Genomic DNA, 15,676 nt, shown 5'->3' on the forward strand with positions numbered 1-15,676 from the left:
TTAAGGTCAAATCTAATAATATTTTTCGGAAATGTATTCAGAAGCGTTGGAAAGATTTTAGCTCTTTTGGTTTTTTAAGTTTTGGCTTTTGTGTCGGCAAAAACCAAATGTGCTAAAATGTGCGGCTGGCTTTTCAGCTTGTGTACAACGGTTTTGGCTATGGTTTCGTTACGGAATGGTAAGCGAGTATCATTCCGCCGTAACCATAAATTTAGCAAAAAGGCTCGATATTCCGATTAGGAAATTCAGCCGTAATGAACTATAGCCGTTGTTGTGCATAGTGTTTTTTATTCAGCTTTAATTTCATACTTCAGTTTCGAGAGGTAAACTTTGCCCATTATAAAAAGTCATTACTCTCACAAAAAAGTCATTCCCATATTCCGATTTAACTTGGTCAAAATCACGAAGGACTGATTCAAATTCCAATTCAGACGTTTGAGTGATTTCAGATGTATGTTTATAAACGAAAAAATTATCTGATATATCTAAAGTGTCTTTAAAAACCTTTTTGTCAATTAATTTCCGTTCTCCGCTTTTCAATCTTTCCGCAACATTTATTTCAGAGTTAGAAGATTCCACGAAGCGATAATAATCTGAAGATTGAGTGTTTTTAGTGCCTTTTTCTAAATCCTTTATTCTCTTTTTTAGTTCAGAAATTTGCTTATCCTTTTCAACTATTTCATCATTCAATTTATTCCACTCCAGTTTGTTTGAGTTAAACTCACAACTTGAAATAAAAATCAAAGTTAAAATCAAAAACGGAATTTTTTTCATAATTGTAGGTAACGTTTCGGGCTATGGTTTCGTTGCGTTGTTTGAGCACTAATTTACTAAAAAATAACTGAACCTAATTGTTCATGTCTGAGGATTTTCCGATAGGAAAATCAGCAGCAATGAACTATAGCCATTGTTACCTACTTGGTGCGACAAGTCAGCTAAATCCGACTCAGTTCGGTGTTCAATTTATTTAGTAGATTCTTTTATTCGGTTTACATTTAATTCCGTTCAAAATTTTGCTTTTTCAGCGCAAAATTTTGCCCGCATTATTTTCTGCTTCGACTGGTTTTTCGGCTTCGGTTTCGAACTCCATTGTGGATTCGACATTATTTTCTGCTCCAACTTTTGATTTTTTTTAGAACTAAATCTTGCTTTTTTCAGCTTTCAAATCAACCGCAAAGTAGTTCAGGTCAATTTTTTCGGAGCACTTGTAGGTAACGGCCCCGGCTATAGTTTCGTTGCGTTGTTTGAGCACTAATTTACTAAAAAATAACTGAACCTAATTGTTCATGTCTGAGGATTTTCCGATAGGAAAATCAGCAGCAATGAACTATAGCCATTGTTACCTATTTGGTGCGACAAGTCAGCTAAATCCGGCTCAGTTCGGTATTCAATTTATTTCGTAGATTTTTATTATTCATTTAGGTATTTAATTTGTTTTGACCCCTATAAAACAAGAGTAATCTTTCAAATTTCGATTATTAGTTAAGCTGTTAATTTTTTCATAGTAATTAGATGTTCATCTGCATTCCATTTTTCCATTGGAGTTATGCGTCCCAATAGGTCGTGAAGTCTTCTATTGTTATAAAATTTCAGGTAACGCTTTAGTATCTGTTCTATTTCACCAAAGTATTGATAATCGAACCTTTTAAAAACTTCTTTTTTTAATATGCCGTGATAGGCTTCAATATGTGCGTTCTCTTCTGGTGTGGCAATATGTGTAAACTCTTGTTGGACTCCGATTAAACCTAAATATTCACGTACTTTTTTTGCTATAAATTGACTGCCATTATCACTTCTAATGACCACGTTATTAGGATATTCATAATCTTCAAATAACTCTGATAGCAGTGCTATTACATTGTTTTGTTTAATAGTAAATGAAAAATAATCCTTTAATATTCTGCGTGTGTGAACGTCAATTACAGAGAGTAAGTAAGCGTTTTTGCCTTCACTAGGTATCCAAACCATCTTTATATCCATTTCTAAGCATTCTAATGGTCTATTGGTTTGAACCTTTCTGAATTTTACAAATTTACGTCCAGAACCACTTCTATCTATTCTGTTGCAAAGCTTTAACAATCCTTCTTCTTTCATAATTCTGTATAGCTTTTTATGGTTGATAGTGTAACCATCTCTATTCAAATAGCTAGTCATTAATCGATATCCACAATCTATAAACTCGTGCTGTAAGATCTCCTTTATAGAAGTTACTAGGACATCTTGTGACACAAAACCTTTTGTATTGTGAAAGGTTTGTCTAGATGGCTTATTTCCTTTTTTGCCACCGCTAGGAACTCTATAATAACTACTCTCAACAATACCCACTATTTTTATAATTTTTGTCTTGCTACACTTGTGCTTTTCATAGGTTACATCTACTAAATCTTTCTTAGATCTGATGTCCCAAACTTTTTTTTTAAGAGTTCTCGCTGTACCTCTAGTTCTATTTCTTTATCACTAAGTAACTTTCGCAATACACGATTTTCTTCCTCTGTAGCTTTAAGTTCTTTACTTTTGGTATTGTAGGTAACCTTCAATCCAGCTTCTCCTTTATGCTCAAACTTCTTTTTCCAACTATAGAAAGTGCCAGTACTAACACTATATTTACGACAGGCTTCTACTATACCTATCTCTTCAGAACTAGCTAATATTTCTAACTTCTGTTCTAAGGTCCATTTCTTATATCTCATAATTTCAAATGTATTAATTTGAAATTTAAAATAGTACTCCGAACTTATTGGGGGCTAAAATATAATTCCGCTCAAACTTTTGCTTTTTCAGCTCAAAATTCTGGCCGAGTTATTTTCGGCTTCGACTGGTTTTCGGCTTCGATTCTAATCTCAATTGTTGATTAGGTATTATTTTCTGCTCAAGTTCTTAATTCTTTCGTTAGAATTAAATCTTGTTTTTTTCCGCTTTTAAATCAGCTGAAAATTAGTTCAGTTCGACTTTTCGGAGCACTTGTAGGTAACGTTTGGTGTATGGTTAGTTGCGTGGTTAAGCCACTAATTTAGTAAACAAAAACTTGCCAGAGAAAATTCCGTAGGAATTTTCAAAATAGGTAACGACCAAAGCAATTAATTATACACGGTGTTGGCAATAGTTATTTTTTTAGTTCGATTATCCAATTCACTAAATATTCTTTAAATGAAGCGTCAACATTATAAATTTCATTTGTTAGTTGATTAGTTCCTTTTTTTGTCATAAAGTGGTTTAACTTTCCGATTTCTTTGAATTCAATATTAGAGTTTGCAATTTTATTCAATTCTTTTTTACTTTGTATTGGGTCGACTAAAATGTCTTCTTTTCCAATAATTACCAAAGTAGGAAAGTCAATATTTTGATATGTTTTTGTATTATCAATTCGAGCAAATTCAACATTATGAGGCATTAGGTAATTAGAAAAAGACTTTTTGTTAACGTTTATTTTTTTAGATTCTTTTTTTCCGATTTTCCATAGTTCCCAAGCAGTTTTATTTGGATTCTTATCTATCAATTGATAAACATAATTTAAAGCATTTATTCGCTCTTCAGTGTTTTTTCCAATTATTAAATTGTCATAATTTTTAATTCCATTCTCAATTTGATATTTTAATAATTCTCTTGGTTTTCCAATTGGTGCTGACCATTGAATTAGAAAATCAGGTTTTATTTTCTGTTCAATTGATAAAGTTGTAACTATTCCACCCAAACTGTGACCTAAAAAGCCTATTTTTTTGTTTTTTGTAAATTTTGATTTTTCAAACTCTCTATATATTTCAATGAAATCACTCGTGTAAATTTTTGGTTGGTCATTATATTCTCCTGTTGATTTTCCTACTCCTCTTTTGTCAAATTTAAAAACTCCAATATTATTTTCAAGCATATACTCGGTTAAGTAATTATGAGCTTTTTGAGATATTTTTCCTGTTCCAGATACGATTACAAGTATTTTATTATAGTCAGATTTTGGTGTAAATAATGTTCCGAAAATTGTAATTGTTTCATTTACTTTTTTACTTATTTCTTCAATGTTATAGTTTTGAATGTTCTTAATTTCCTTTTCATTATTGAATTCTCCTTGAGAAAAAATAAAGTTTGAAATAAAAAGAAATAATATGATTGACACTTTTTTCATTATAAGGTTTTAAATTAAAATCAAAAATATAAATATGAAACGGTCGCAATATTAATGAACTGTTAATTAGTGATTTTTTAACGGACTCTTTAATTATTGCCAACGTCTCGGCTATGGGTAGTTGCTTAAAGTACTAAAGCTAGCAAAAATGCACCAATTGAGGAATATTTGGAGAATATTCCGATTGGCACTTACCGTACTCAAGCAATTACTTATAGCCATTGTTGTAAGGCGTTATTTATTCGATTCTTAAATTCAATTTTATTGTCAACGTGTAATGCTAAATTCTTATATGTTCGTTTAATTCCATATAGTCCAATCAATACATTTTCTTCTTTTAATTTGATGATAATATTATGGCTTTCCAACTCTCCCAAAAATGATAGTTTCCGAGTTTCTGTGTTCAATTCTATATCTTTTGATGAAATTTTGATACTGTCAATGTCTGCTAAATCAATAGTCGTTTCGTTCATAATTCCATATCGAAGGAACAGTTTGTTGTTTTCAATTGATATTGGTCTTTTAAGCATTGATTTTAAAAATCCGAAAATTTGAATGCCAGAATAAATACTAAAAAAAGTTAAAATCCAAGCAACCGCAGTATTCCATTTTGCTAATAAAATATGTAGTGTAATAGTTTCTATAGTTATTATCAATATAATTGCAATTAATAGAGGAACCGTTCCGCTGTCTTTGTGATAAGTAAACTCATTGTCTTTCAACTTTCTTTTTTTCCAATGAACAAATCCGTAGTAGAAAACGGCAATTTCGGTTACAATAGGAATAACAGCTCCTTTTGGAAGTATTTCATAACAAGTACTTTTTAAAGTTGTGAAAAAATCAAAGGATTCTGTCTTGTTTAGTTTATATCGTTTTATTGCTTTCCGAATGTTGAAGATAACAAAAAATAAAATTGATAGTTCCACGATTGGAAGTACCCAAGTCTTAAAAAGGTTTAGATAATAATGATTTTCAGTTGGAAGTATTAGCGAACAAATAATAATACCAACAATTAAGAATGGTACTACTGTTGTTTTTGGGATATTTGTTTTTCTAATTAATAGAAGATATACGAGTGGTACAGTTAACAATAAATCAAATGTTATTCCAATAGATAAAGTACTCGGATTTGTACTAAATATATTTGATTTCGTAATGAACACCATTATTCCGATTATTAATAATGGTATTCCGAAAATTATTAGGTTTTTCTGAATATTTATGGTTTTGTTCATAGGTTTGCTTTAATGACTTACAACGTATTTGTGTATGATTTTTTGCGAGAAAAAGACGCGAGTCGTTTTCCGATGTTGCGGAAAGATAATTAATAAGATTGAATTTCGGGCGAGGAAATTCAGCCGCAATTAATTATACACCTTGTTATAGCCAGTTATTTATTTTTCATCAATTTTGAGATCGCTCTCATAAGTCTACAAGATTTATCTTTCAGACAGTAAATTGTATTAGTTCCTTTTATTCTAAAAACATAATCATCTTCGGAAGAGCATAAGTTTTCATCGTTTTCATCTAGCTCTTTAAGACTATTGATAAAATTATTAAGATTTTCTTTATAGTCTGAGTTTTCAGAATATAACCAAGTTTGAAATCTAGATTCATCAATAATTCTTTCCTTGTAAACTATTTCATTTTTTTTGTTGAAAAAAAACTCTATTAAAGTAGGAGGAGATCCACCAAAACAACCTTTGTTTAAAAAAAGAAATTGTAATGTGTCATTTTTTGAGAACATACCCATTTCAAAATCTTTGATTTTCTTTTTCTTATAATATTTTTCTAGCTTAGCTGGAAATTCTAGTCTTATACTTTGATTAAAATCTATTATTTGTTCAATAGTATCATTCAATTCAGACAAATATTTAACATTATATAAACCAACAGTTAATGAATCGTATATGTAACTATGATTTACCCTATCTTCATGAAAGAATATGTCAGGTTCTATATTTTTTTCGGTATTATTGATTTGTAGTCTTTGCCAAATTCCATATTCTGGCTTTATAGCTTGTATATAATATCCATTTGGAGAATATTTTGTGGGAGAAGAGTTTTCTCCGATATAAAGATCTCCATATAATGTGTCACTTGGTGATATGACTTTGATGTTTTGGTTCGAATAATTATTACATGAAATCAATAAGGTCAAAATAGAAAGCAGAAATATTGAATTCAATAAGTTTTTTTCTTTTTTCATATTTATAATTGTCTGTAATTGGCTATAACGTTTATGTATAAGAATAGTTGGGGGTTTGTATGCGAGGATTTTCCGAAGGAAAGTCAGACGTTACAAACACGCAACGACCTTTGATTAAGTACTAAACCGCAATTATTCTTATACGGTGTTGGCTGTAGTTTTTATTTTTTCGTAATATTATTTCCGTTCTTTCCTTTGTCAATAGTAGACCTTTGAGAAGGATTTGTTGTTGGAATTTGTCTAGAGCTATTTCCTGAATTATTATTATTAGAATTATTGCTGCTAGAATTTCCGTTGTTATTGTTTTTAGCCATTTTAGTTACAATTTGTAATTATTAAATTTACAAAAATTATCAAAGTCAAAACTCCAGCACTTAAAAAAATAATACTTAAGCCAGTTTTTAAATTTTTGTTTTGTTCATTTATTGTTTTTTTATTGTCATTAAACGAATCTTTATTTATTCCAATCTCAAAAAGATAAATTTCATCTTCTGACTTTTCGAGTAGAGGTTGAAATTCATTAAAGTTGATTCCGTGATAAATTTTTCGTGGAAATAATGCTTTTACTAAAAAATATAATCCGATTAGATTTAAAATTATTGGAATGAAAAATATAAGTATCCAAACAATTGATAATTCAAATTTTTCAAATAAAGAAAATGCTAATGGAATAAAAAGAGATGAAATTGAAATGAAAGTCCCAGCTTTACTATTATTTGTGTCAACAGAATTTATTTGGTCGTTAAGTAATTCTCTTGATTTTAAAGCAAGAATTTGACAATTATTGTCTTTTGGAAATTCCTCTTTATGTTTTTTCTTTTTTCTCATTTTCTTGGTTCAAATTACAGCCAACGGTCTCGGCTATGAGTAGTTGCGTGGTTTAGCGGTTAACTTAGCAAGTACACACCTAACTGAAAATCCGCGAGGATTTTCAGAAGTAGTCGAGAACAAGCAATTACTTATAGCCATTGTTGTGTGTAGTTTTAATTATCTTCAAACAGGTCGTCCATTGAAAGTCCTATTCCAAAAGTTGGGTCTGGAATTTCCTTTTCATACGGTTTTCTTTTTTCAAAAAAGCAATTTAAAAATTCTTCAGCCTTTTTACCGGTCAATATTGAATAATTGATAAAAGTTAATGGATTTTCTTTAAATATGATTATAGGTTTTAGGTAATGTTCATTATCTTCTATTGTTAAAAAGCAACTTAAAATCCCAATTTTTCCGTCATATTCTATTTCATTCGAAATCATTTGCGGGAATGAGTCCTCAGGTTCTTCAATCCAATTAAAGCCATAATTTATGTCATTGAGGATTGAAATTTCATTTAATATTGTGCAATCTATAAATTCACTTTCCGAATACTCTAAAACAATTCTTTTTTGAAACCTTGGTAAATGGTCATCAACAATTTTTTCAAATAGATAACCTTCATCGGTTGTTTTTGGAATTATTCCTTTGCTTTCTTTGTCAAAGCTAATTTGAACTAATGATTGTATTAAATGAAGAATATCAAGAGGTATTAAGCTAAATAAAGGTTCTTCAAGAAATGGCAACAATTGTAAAGTATTAATTTCGGTCTTATTCTCAATCCATTGATTTATAATTTTCTCAACATCTGAAATTGATTCTTCTTTGGTGATAAATGAAAAGTTTTCACCAAATAAGGATGATTCTTCCCAAGGAATTTGTTTTTCATCTGTATCTGACATTACATCATTTCTTGTATTTTTAAATGCCAATTCAACAGGAATATTTGGAACATTAAAATTTTTAATCAGGTGCTTCGTGTAAATTCCATTTCGTTCACTTTTTCTTTCAATTGAAGCTGAATTTGGACTAGTAGAGAAAGCAATTAATGTTCCTGCTGGTGCATCCATTTTTGCTAGTCCAAATGAAATACCTTTTTTTCCATCCTGAAATGGATTATTTCTGCAAGCATCTAAAATTAGTATGTGTAAGTTTTTTTTTGATGTTTCAATCAATAAATCATCTACAAGAATGCAATTATATTTTATATCTTCATTTATTCTTATTTCACTATCAGATGGAACTATGTAATTATATTTTTCATCCTGTAGACCGTGACCAGAAAAATAAATTAATGAAATAGTATTTTCATTTATACTCTTCTTAAATTCTGCAATTTCTCTTATAAGTTCGGATTGATTAGGATTTTCTAATAACTTGCTGTCAAAATCATTTGTCTCTAAAAAATGATGAATATCAATAGAATCGTTGATACAATTATCCAAGTCAGGGAAGTGTGAGTAATTATTAATTCCAATGACCAAAGATTTTCTATCCATAATAGTTTTTCAAATTACACACAACGTTTAGGCTATGGGTAGTTGCTTAAAGCAATAAAGTTATCAAAAATGCTCAAAGTGAGGAATATTCTGAGAATATTCCGATTGGCACTCACCATACTCAAGCAATTACTTATAGCCATTGTTGTGTGTAGTTTATTTCCTTACTATATTTTAATTTCCTTTTTGATTTTTCTTTTGGCTTATAATTATTAGGCAAGTTATGCTTAATGTTCAATTTAAGTTCGTTTCAATTGCAATTTTAAATTCAATAAATCTTTCAGCAAATTTTTCAAGATGTTGTCAATTTGTCAAAAGTTCAATTGAACTTAATTCAATTTTTGACCATATTTATTTTTTTGTCTTCTTGTTTAATACCTACCTCCATGTCAAATCCGTATTTTCTTATAGTTGTTCTAATTCCACCTTCAATCGTAAAAGCATAAGTGCCTTTATTCAATCTCGTCCGTGTATTGTGACCACCACTTTGAATATTTATCTTCCATTGAGTTCTACCATAAATATCAGGTGAGTCAAGATGAAATTTCTTTATTAGAAAATTACTTGTATTTTTTACTCTTAAGTAAACAGGTGTATTATCTTCATTTACAGTAAAAGTAATCTTTGCAGGACCAGAAGCGTCCTCGTTGATTTTCAACTTGTGCTTCTGCCATTTAATTAAAAATTCTTTTTTGTCAAAATTAGAGGTTAAAATAATTAGAGTGGTAAGAAGTAGTGAACTAAATGTTTTCATATTGTAAATTATTTTGATATAATATTTTTTTCAAGTTACTGACAACTTTGGTATAATAAGAATAGTTGCATGTTTACCTACAAAGAATTTCCGAAGGAAATTCAGATTTTATAAACACGCAAGTACCTTTAATTAATCATTCAGACGTAATTATTTTATACGGTATAGTGTATTTTTAATTGGTACACTGCCACCAACAAACTAATTCTCTCTTGCAATTCCCATTTGCATCACAAACTGTAAACCATTCACATTTATAAGAACAGCCGTCTAAATCGATTTCAATCTTCATAATTTCTTTTGCTCTTTCAAGTAATTGGTCATATTTATTACAAATCTCTTTAGGAAGCATTATTTTTTTTCCAGTACATTGCCACCAACAAACTCTTTTCCTCCTACAATTCCCATTTACATCACAAACTGTAAAATATTCACATTTATACGAACAGCCTTTAATGTCAAAATCAATGTTTAATTGTTTAACGGTTTCATTTAAAAAAGCTTCTGCCATTTCGCAGATTTCTTTTGGCGCTAAAATTTTTTCAAAGTCACACATAATATTAAATTTAAAGTTTCATATTTGATTTTATAATATTTCCGAAAGTTAACAATATAATTTTCTCGTAAAATACCTATAAGTAGGTATTTATCATATTTTCAAATAATTTTCAATACTATTTTTTAAACATTAATCTATAAAATTCTTTTTATAAGCTCAATATGCTATTTAAAATTAGGATTTCGTGGGAAATTACACACAACGTCTCGGCTATGAGTAGTTGCGTGGTTTAGTACTAAACTTAGCAAGTACACACCAAGCTGAAAATCCGCGAGGATTTTCAGAAGTAGTCGAGAACCAGCAATTACTTATAGCCATTGTTAGGTGTAGTTTTTTATTATTTCAGATACTTCATTATCAATATAAATTTGAGTAGGATAATAATTCCTTTCTGATAATGGAATTTTTATATTATTGTATATGTATGACGAACATTCTTCAAATGTTCCATTAGCATCGTAGAGTTTAAAAAATTCCTTGAATCCAATTCTTAAATTAGTAGATTCTAACAATTTAAGAAATGCTTTTTTGAAAATTAAATCTCTTTGATGCCATATGTTATTTAAAAAGAAAACGATAGCTCCAGGACTTTCATCAAAGTCTGGTTTTTCTTCTATAAGTCTATTAAAAAAAACACCCCAAAAGTGCTCATCAAATTGTTTGAAATTTTTATTTAAAACTTCAAAATAATAGTTAGGATGTGTTGATAAACACATTAATATTGCTGTTTCATTTGGTAAGTTTTTTAACACCTTTACTTCGGGAAGTCTTGGTGAAGCACTCAAATATTTTGCTGTTAAAAATTCTTGTAATGACTTATGTGAAAATTGATAAGAATTATAACCTGTTTGAACAAAAATACCAGTATGGTTTTCTAATTCAGTTACTACTTTTTTTGCTTGAGAACTAGGTAAGTTATGGCTTTTATGAATCTTATTATAACATTTACGAATATCATCACTACTGAATACATTTCTACCCAGATGAAATGAAAGCCAATAAGATAAATGAGCTAAAAATTCTTTTTTCTTTTCAATGTAAAAATCAGCATATTTTGAAGGTCGTACAATACTTCTTTGTTGGTCCCAAGCCTCCAATAAAAGGTTTAAAACAAAATCATAAATATATCTCGGTTTTGGTGGAATAGTTTTTTTTCTCTCATAAATAGCGCATAAATGAGACAGTGTTAACGGTCGCATTGTAGTATCATAATATGGTGAATCTTTGATTTTGTCAAATAGGTCTTTAGATTTTTTTCTATTTGTAATCCATTTGCCAATTAGTGATTTTATTTGTCGGTCATTTAAAGGACAGATTTCATAGGTGTTCGTGTTGGTTAATTGCAACAAAAAATCATTACTTCTGGACGTTAAAATAAATTTTGAGTCAACAAGGTTTAAGGATAGTTCTTGGAATTCCTTTTCAATTCTAGATTTTAATTTAGAATCAGGAATTTCATCAAATCCATCTGCAATAAGAAGTACTTTACTCTCATTGAAGAATGATATCACAGTATTTTTAAGCAGATTATAATATTCAAATCCAAAGGCGTCAAGATATTCTACTGGAAATTTTATATGTATTCCTAGTAAATCAACCAATATTTTGAATAGTCCAAATGATTTTTGATTGATATGATTTTCATAATCTAATTCTCTAAATCTGATAACAAGCGGGAAGGAAAAATCAAACTCATTATGATTTGCTAGATAATCGTTAAATACTTTTTTAATCAAAGTTGTTTTACCAGCACCAGCTCCTCCATAAACTATTTTGTTTTTTTGGAATTCTTTTAAAAACTTTTTGCTACTTATTTTATCAGTTTTCTCATCTGTATCAAAACGTGTTTTTAAAGGGGATAGATATAAATCTATATCTACGAAAATATTTTTTAATTCTTTGGAAGATATAGCAGTGCTAAAGTTAATTTCATTAGACCAAGTTATAGCAGCATTTAAATTATTTTTGATATGTGTAATGACGCTAGATTCAGAAATATCGAGGTCATAATTTTCTTTGAAAAAGTTAAACTCTTCTGTTTTTAATTTCTTTTTTGCTTTAGAATTAATATTTGCTAGTTGCTTATCAAAGAAAGAGTCAACTCCTTTGATACCTTTATCTATTAGGTTTTTAAATAAAACTTGTGCAAATATTGTTTCTATGTCAATCATTAAATTTCAGTATCGTTTTCAAATTACACCTAACGTTTGGTATAACCGCAGTTACGGTTTTAAATTTAATGATTTTCGGCTTAAAACCTGACCTTTCGCAATTCCGAGGGGATTCGCACGTAGTCGAATCCGCCGTAATTGCTGTTATACATTGTTGTGTATAGTGCTTTTATTTTTTAATTCCATTTAATTGGTTCAGTTTCTTTCAATTTCGAAGCATAAAAATCAAGAGCTTTATTCAAATCCGAAAAATAATTTCCATATTCATTCTCGGCAGTGGACACATAATAATCACCAAGTTCTGGAGGTAATTCATTTGTGTGAAGAATTGGAACAATATAAGTGTCAAGTGGCCAACATTCCGATATAAATTCCTTTCTTGGACTAAATCTTAACCAATAATGACTTGTGAAAGGAAACAGCTTTTTAAATTCAGTATGCCTTTTTGCTCCGAGTAGCATTTTCAAATACCTGTTTTTCCATTCCGTATTCTCCCAAAATTTTGTGTCATTAAAGAAGATATTTTGGACTTTACTCCAAGCTTTTTCAATATCCGAATTCGGGTTTTTAAGGTCAAAATCTTCATAGATTTCAAGTTCATTAAATTCAGATTTTATTTTGGAAATTGATTCTTGTTTTCCAACCCAAAGGTCAATTACTTTTGACAGTCTTTTTAAATCATTAAAAATTCCACGAGCGAAACATTGTTCATAGTTTTTATTTTCAGTCAGTTCAAAAAGTACAATTGAAAAATTCTTGTCAGTTTGAGCAAATTCCGCTCGAAAACTTCTTCCATTTTTGTTGAAAAATGCATAACGATTTGGTAGAATTCCATCCATTGTTTTTGCCAATTCTACTTCGGAATTAGTTTGAATTAAAATACTTTGTATTTCTTTTGAAAAATGCATTTTGTCGTTTTCAGGCATTATACACAACGTTACGGCTATGGGTAGTTGCTTTAAGCACTAAAGTTAGCAAAAATGCACCACGTGAGGAATATTCGGAGAATATTCCGATAGGCGCTTACCAGACTCAAGCAATTACTTATAGCCATTGTTGTGCGTTCGTTTTTTTATTTCATTCAGGTATTCCAATCTGACTTCTTGTTTTACCTGTTTTCGATTCTAATTTAGAAACTAATTCGTCAAATCCAACCAAATGCATATGCGCTTTGATATTTTTGTCAGCACTTTTTATTTTCAATTCCAAACTGGTTTTTCCAAAGGTCAAATCTTTAATTTCATTCCATTTTATTTCTTTTTGTTTAGCGAACATCGTTGTTTCAATAATTCCTAAATCAGTCAATTTTATATGAGAAATATATCCTTTTGCGAACAATAATAACCCGACAACTATTGCAATTAAACTACAAACAGCAGCTAAAACTTGGTCGGTTCCATTAGCGAAAAAGAATGCAAATATTATCAATCCTATTCCGCCAATTATGACTAAAATTCCGATTATAGGGTAAAGTTTTGGAAGTTGTAAAATACTATTTCCAATTTCATCTTTTTTTGGTTTATTTTTTGAAGCAGCTAAAAGTAAACCCATTACAAGAGTCACTACAATTACTGGCAAAATGTTTTTCAATATCATAAGTGATTTTTTATTTTTAGTTCAGTTGCGAAATGACGCACAACGTGTTTGGCTATGGGTAGTTGCTTAAAGCATGAAAGTTAGCAAAAATGCTCAAAGTGAGGAATATTCGGAGAATATTCCGATTGTCACTTATCATACTCAAGCAATTACTTATAGCCATTGTTGTAAAACGTTTTTTATTCAGTACCAATTATTATCGGAATTTGAGATTTAACTTCTTTTTCATTCATACAGGCAGGATACCATTCGGTTAATTCAATCAGTAATTTCTTGACTTTACTTTGAGTTTCATCACTCCATTTCCCAAAATTCCCAAAGAATCTAAAAGGTTCTTTTTCTATTTTTCCATTTTCGTTGATTACTACGTAAGCCTTTATTTTCTCTGGTTTGTAACCTTTGATCTTCTTTATTTTTTCAGATAAAATTTTATGGTCAGATTTTAGTGAGGGCATTTTATCAGGTCGCAAGTAAACTCCGTTTTCATTTGTTATTCCATAAAAGATATTATTTTGCTCTAATGCCCATAAATATTCAGCAGATGATTTTTCAATTCCTTTGAATGATTTGAATTTTCCTTTAAATATTATTTCCTCTAATGATTCTCCATTTTCATTAACCTTTTCAATTTTCATTTCATATTGTCCTCGTAATCCATTTGTTTTTTTAAACGGATTTTGATTTAATTTTAAGTCAATGTCAAGTACTTTGTATTCAGTTCCAATTTCGGGAACATCTGTCCAATATTTATAGTTTGATTCTATAATGTTGAGATTATTGTCAATTTCAAAGGATATTGTGTGTCCAGTAAACCCAGTACTGTATTGATTTAGAATCTTAATATTTGAATTTTTGTTGATTTCTAAATCAAAGCTTTTGTATTTTTTTAGTTCATTCGCTATGTTGTCAAATCGGTTAAATTCGTCTTTTGTTTCATACTTCACAACATTTTGGGCAATCGTAACTTTTTTTTGTCCGATAACAAAATTTGTAAATAAAATCAGTATGATAAATTGTATTCTCAATGTTCGTTTTAAATGTTTTACAACGGTCTTGTGTATGGCTCGTTGCGTGCAAATTAGCGATAATTTTTCGGTTGAAGCACAAGCCAGATTTTTAAATTTTACTAATTATCTTTTTTCTTTAAAATCGTTAAATTTAAAAATTTGGCGACTTTCCAAATATGCCATATCTTCGGTTTAAGAAACTGATTAGCAATGAGCTATACACGTTGTTCTACGCAGTTTTTATTAGCTTTAAGTTGTTCATTTGTTTTTCAAAACCTTTAAAAGAGTGCTTTAAACTTTGTCCATAAGGTTTGGAATTCCACTCATTGTATAATTTCAAATAATTTTCCGTTTCGTTTGTACCATTTAGTTCGTCAGTCCATTTCAATGCGCACATCACACCAGTTTGGTCAAAGTGCAAGTCTTTTCGAATAAGATAATACTCAAGATACCGTTTTAGATATTGAATTCCCCTTTTTGTATTAAATGTCGCCAATGCTAAACAGTAACCATTTCCAGCGTAACAAACTTGACTTTTTAAAAGGTGAATTCCGATTATTTCTTCAACGCTTTTCAGTTCCAATATTGAAGCAAAGTAGGCTCCTACAATTCTTGTTCGCCAATTAAAATCGCCAAGTAATTTTTTAACAACTTCGGTATTTAATTCAGCACGTATTGGTTTAAGATTTTGGTTGAATTTCTCCGAGTTATTTATTCCGAACATATAGAATGGGACGCACCATTTTTTGATAAATTCAGCCGTTATTTCTGTTTCATTCGAGTAATGTTTTAATTCAGCAAATGGACTTGAATGTCTAACTGTTGCTCCAGCAGAATGTAATTCAATTTGTTTTTTAGTTTTTTCGTCCATTTTGTGGTTCAAATTGCGTAGAACTTGTTTATATAAATACCTTTAGCACTCTTATACAACCTATTTGGAGGTATAAAGATACTTTT

At 29.7% G+C, this 15,676-nt stretch carries 16 protein-coding genes; all 16 read right to left on the minus strand.

Features of this window, described 5'->3' with window-relative positions; genetic code table 11:
• Nucleotides 1-303: 303 nt before the first annotated feature.
• Nucleotides 304-774, minus strand: coding sequence for a hypothetical protein (locus tag P8625_RS00950; RefSeq protein WP_279651636.1), 471 nt, complete (start codon nt 772-774; stop codon nt 304-306).
• Nucleotides 775-1,482: 708 nt separating this feature from the next.
• Nucleotides 1,483-2,400, minus strand: a complete 918-nt coding sequence (locus P8625_RS00955; protein ID WP_322790526.1) for an IS3 family transposase — start codon at nt 2,398-2,400, stop codon at nt 1,483-1,485.
• A complete protein-coding gene (locus P8625_RS00960) occupies nt 2,379-2,690 on the minus strand; it encodes a transposase (RefSeq protein ID WP_279651637.1) in 312 nt (103 codons plus the stop codon). Before P8625_RS00960 ends, P8625_RS00955 begins: the two co-directional genes overlap by 22 nt.
• A gap of 413 nt (nt 2,691-3,103) precedes the next feature.
• Complete coding sequence (locus P8625_RS00965) at nt 3,104-4,117, minus strand: alpha/beta hydrolase family protein (protein WP_279651638.1); 1,014 nt, start codon at nt 4,115-4,117, stop codon at nt 3,104-3,106.
• 212 nt (nt 4,118-4,329) lie between these two features.
• Entirely contained in the window at nt 4,330-5,352 is a 1,023-nt protein-coding gene (locus tag P8625_RS00970; protein WP_279651639.1) for a hypothetical protein, read from the minus strand.
• Between the two features lie 155 nt (nt 5,353-5,507).
• On the minus strand, nt 5,508-6,326 hold the full coding sequence (locus tag P8625_RS00975) for a hypothetical protein (RefSeq protein ID WP_279651640.1): 819 nt from the start codon (nt 6,324-6,326) through the stop codon (nt 5,508-5,510).
• 161 nt (nt 6,327-6,487) lie between these two features.
• Nucleotides 6,488-6,640: a hypothetical protein gene (locus tag P8625_RS00980; protein WP_279651641.1), complete on the minus strand. Its 153-nt coding sequence runs from the start codon at nt 6,638-6,640 to the stop codon at nt 6,488-6,490.
• Nucleotide 6,641: 1 nt separating this feature from the next.
• Nucleotides 6,642-7,154, minus strand: coding sequence for a hypothetical protein (locus P8625_RS00985; protein WP_279651642.1), 513 nt, complete (start codon nt 7,152-7,154; stop codon nt 6,642-6,644).
• 155 nt (nt 7,155-7,309) lie between these two features.
• Nucleotides 7,310-8,632 carry a caspase family protein gene (locus P8625_RS00990; RefSeq protein ID WP_279651643.1) on the minus strand — a complete coding sequence of 441 codons (1,323 nt, stop codon included), beginning with the start codon at nt 8,630-8,632 and terminating at the stop codon, nt 7,310-7,312.
• 334 nt (nt 8,633-8,966) lie between these two features.
• Complete coding sequence (locus P8625_RS00995) at nt 8,967-9,386, minus strand: hypothetical protein (protein WP_279651644.1); 420 nt, start codon at nt 9,384-9,386, stop codon at nt 8,967-8,969.
• A 175-nt stretch (nt 9,387-9,561) separates the two neighbouring features.
• Entirely contained in the window at nt 9,562-9,942 is a 381-nt protein-coding gene (locus tag P8625_RS01000) for a hypothetical protein (RefSeq protein WP_279651645.1), read from the minus strand.
• A 323-nt stretch (nt 9,943-10,265) separates the two neighbouring features.
• The gene (locus P8625_RS01005; RefSeq protein WP_279651646.1) at nt 10,266-12,116 is read right to left on the minus strand and encodes an NACHT domain-containing protein; all 1,851 of its coding nucleotides are present in this window, start codon (nt 12,114-12,116) and stop codon (nt 10,266-10,268) included.
• 176 nt (nt 12,117-12,292) lie between these two features.
• Entirely contained in the window at nt 12,293-13,042 is a 750-nt protein-coding gene (locus P8625_RS01010) for a hypothetical protein (RefSeq protein WP_279651647.1), read from the minus strand.
• A gap of 151 nt (nt 13,043-13,193) precedes the next feature.
• Nucleotides 13,194-13,712: a hypothetical protein gene (locus tag P8625_RS01015; RefSeq protein ID WP_279651648.1), complete on the minus strand. Its 519-nt coding sequence runs from the start codon at nt 13,710-13,712 to the stop codon at nt 13,194-13,196.
• Between the two features lie 179 nt (nt 13,713-13,891).
• The gene (locus P8625_RS01020) at nt 13,892-14,737 is read right to left on the minus strand and encodes a hypothetical protein (RefSeq protein ID WP_279651649.1); all 846 of its coding nucleotides are present in this window, start codon (nt 14,735-14,737) and stop codon (nt 13,892-13,894) included.
• A gap of 211 nt (nt 14,738-14,948) precedes the next feature.
• Nucleotides 14,949-15,590 carry a DUF6000 family protein gene (locus P8625_RS01025; protein ID WP_279651650.1) on the minus strand — a complete coding sequence of 214 codons (642 nt, stop codon included), beginning with the start codon at nt 15,588-15,590 and terminating at the stop codon, nt 14,949-14,951.
• Nucleotides 15,591-15,676 lie beyond the last annotated feature (86 nt).

The organism is Tenacibaculum tangerinum (assembly GCF_029853675.1).
GTDB lineage: Bacteria > Bacteroidota > Bacteroidia > Flavobacteriales > Flavobacteriaceae > Polaribacter > Polaribacter tangerinum_A.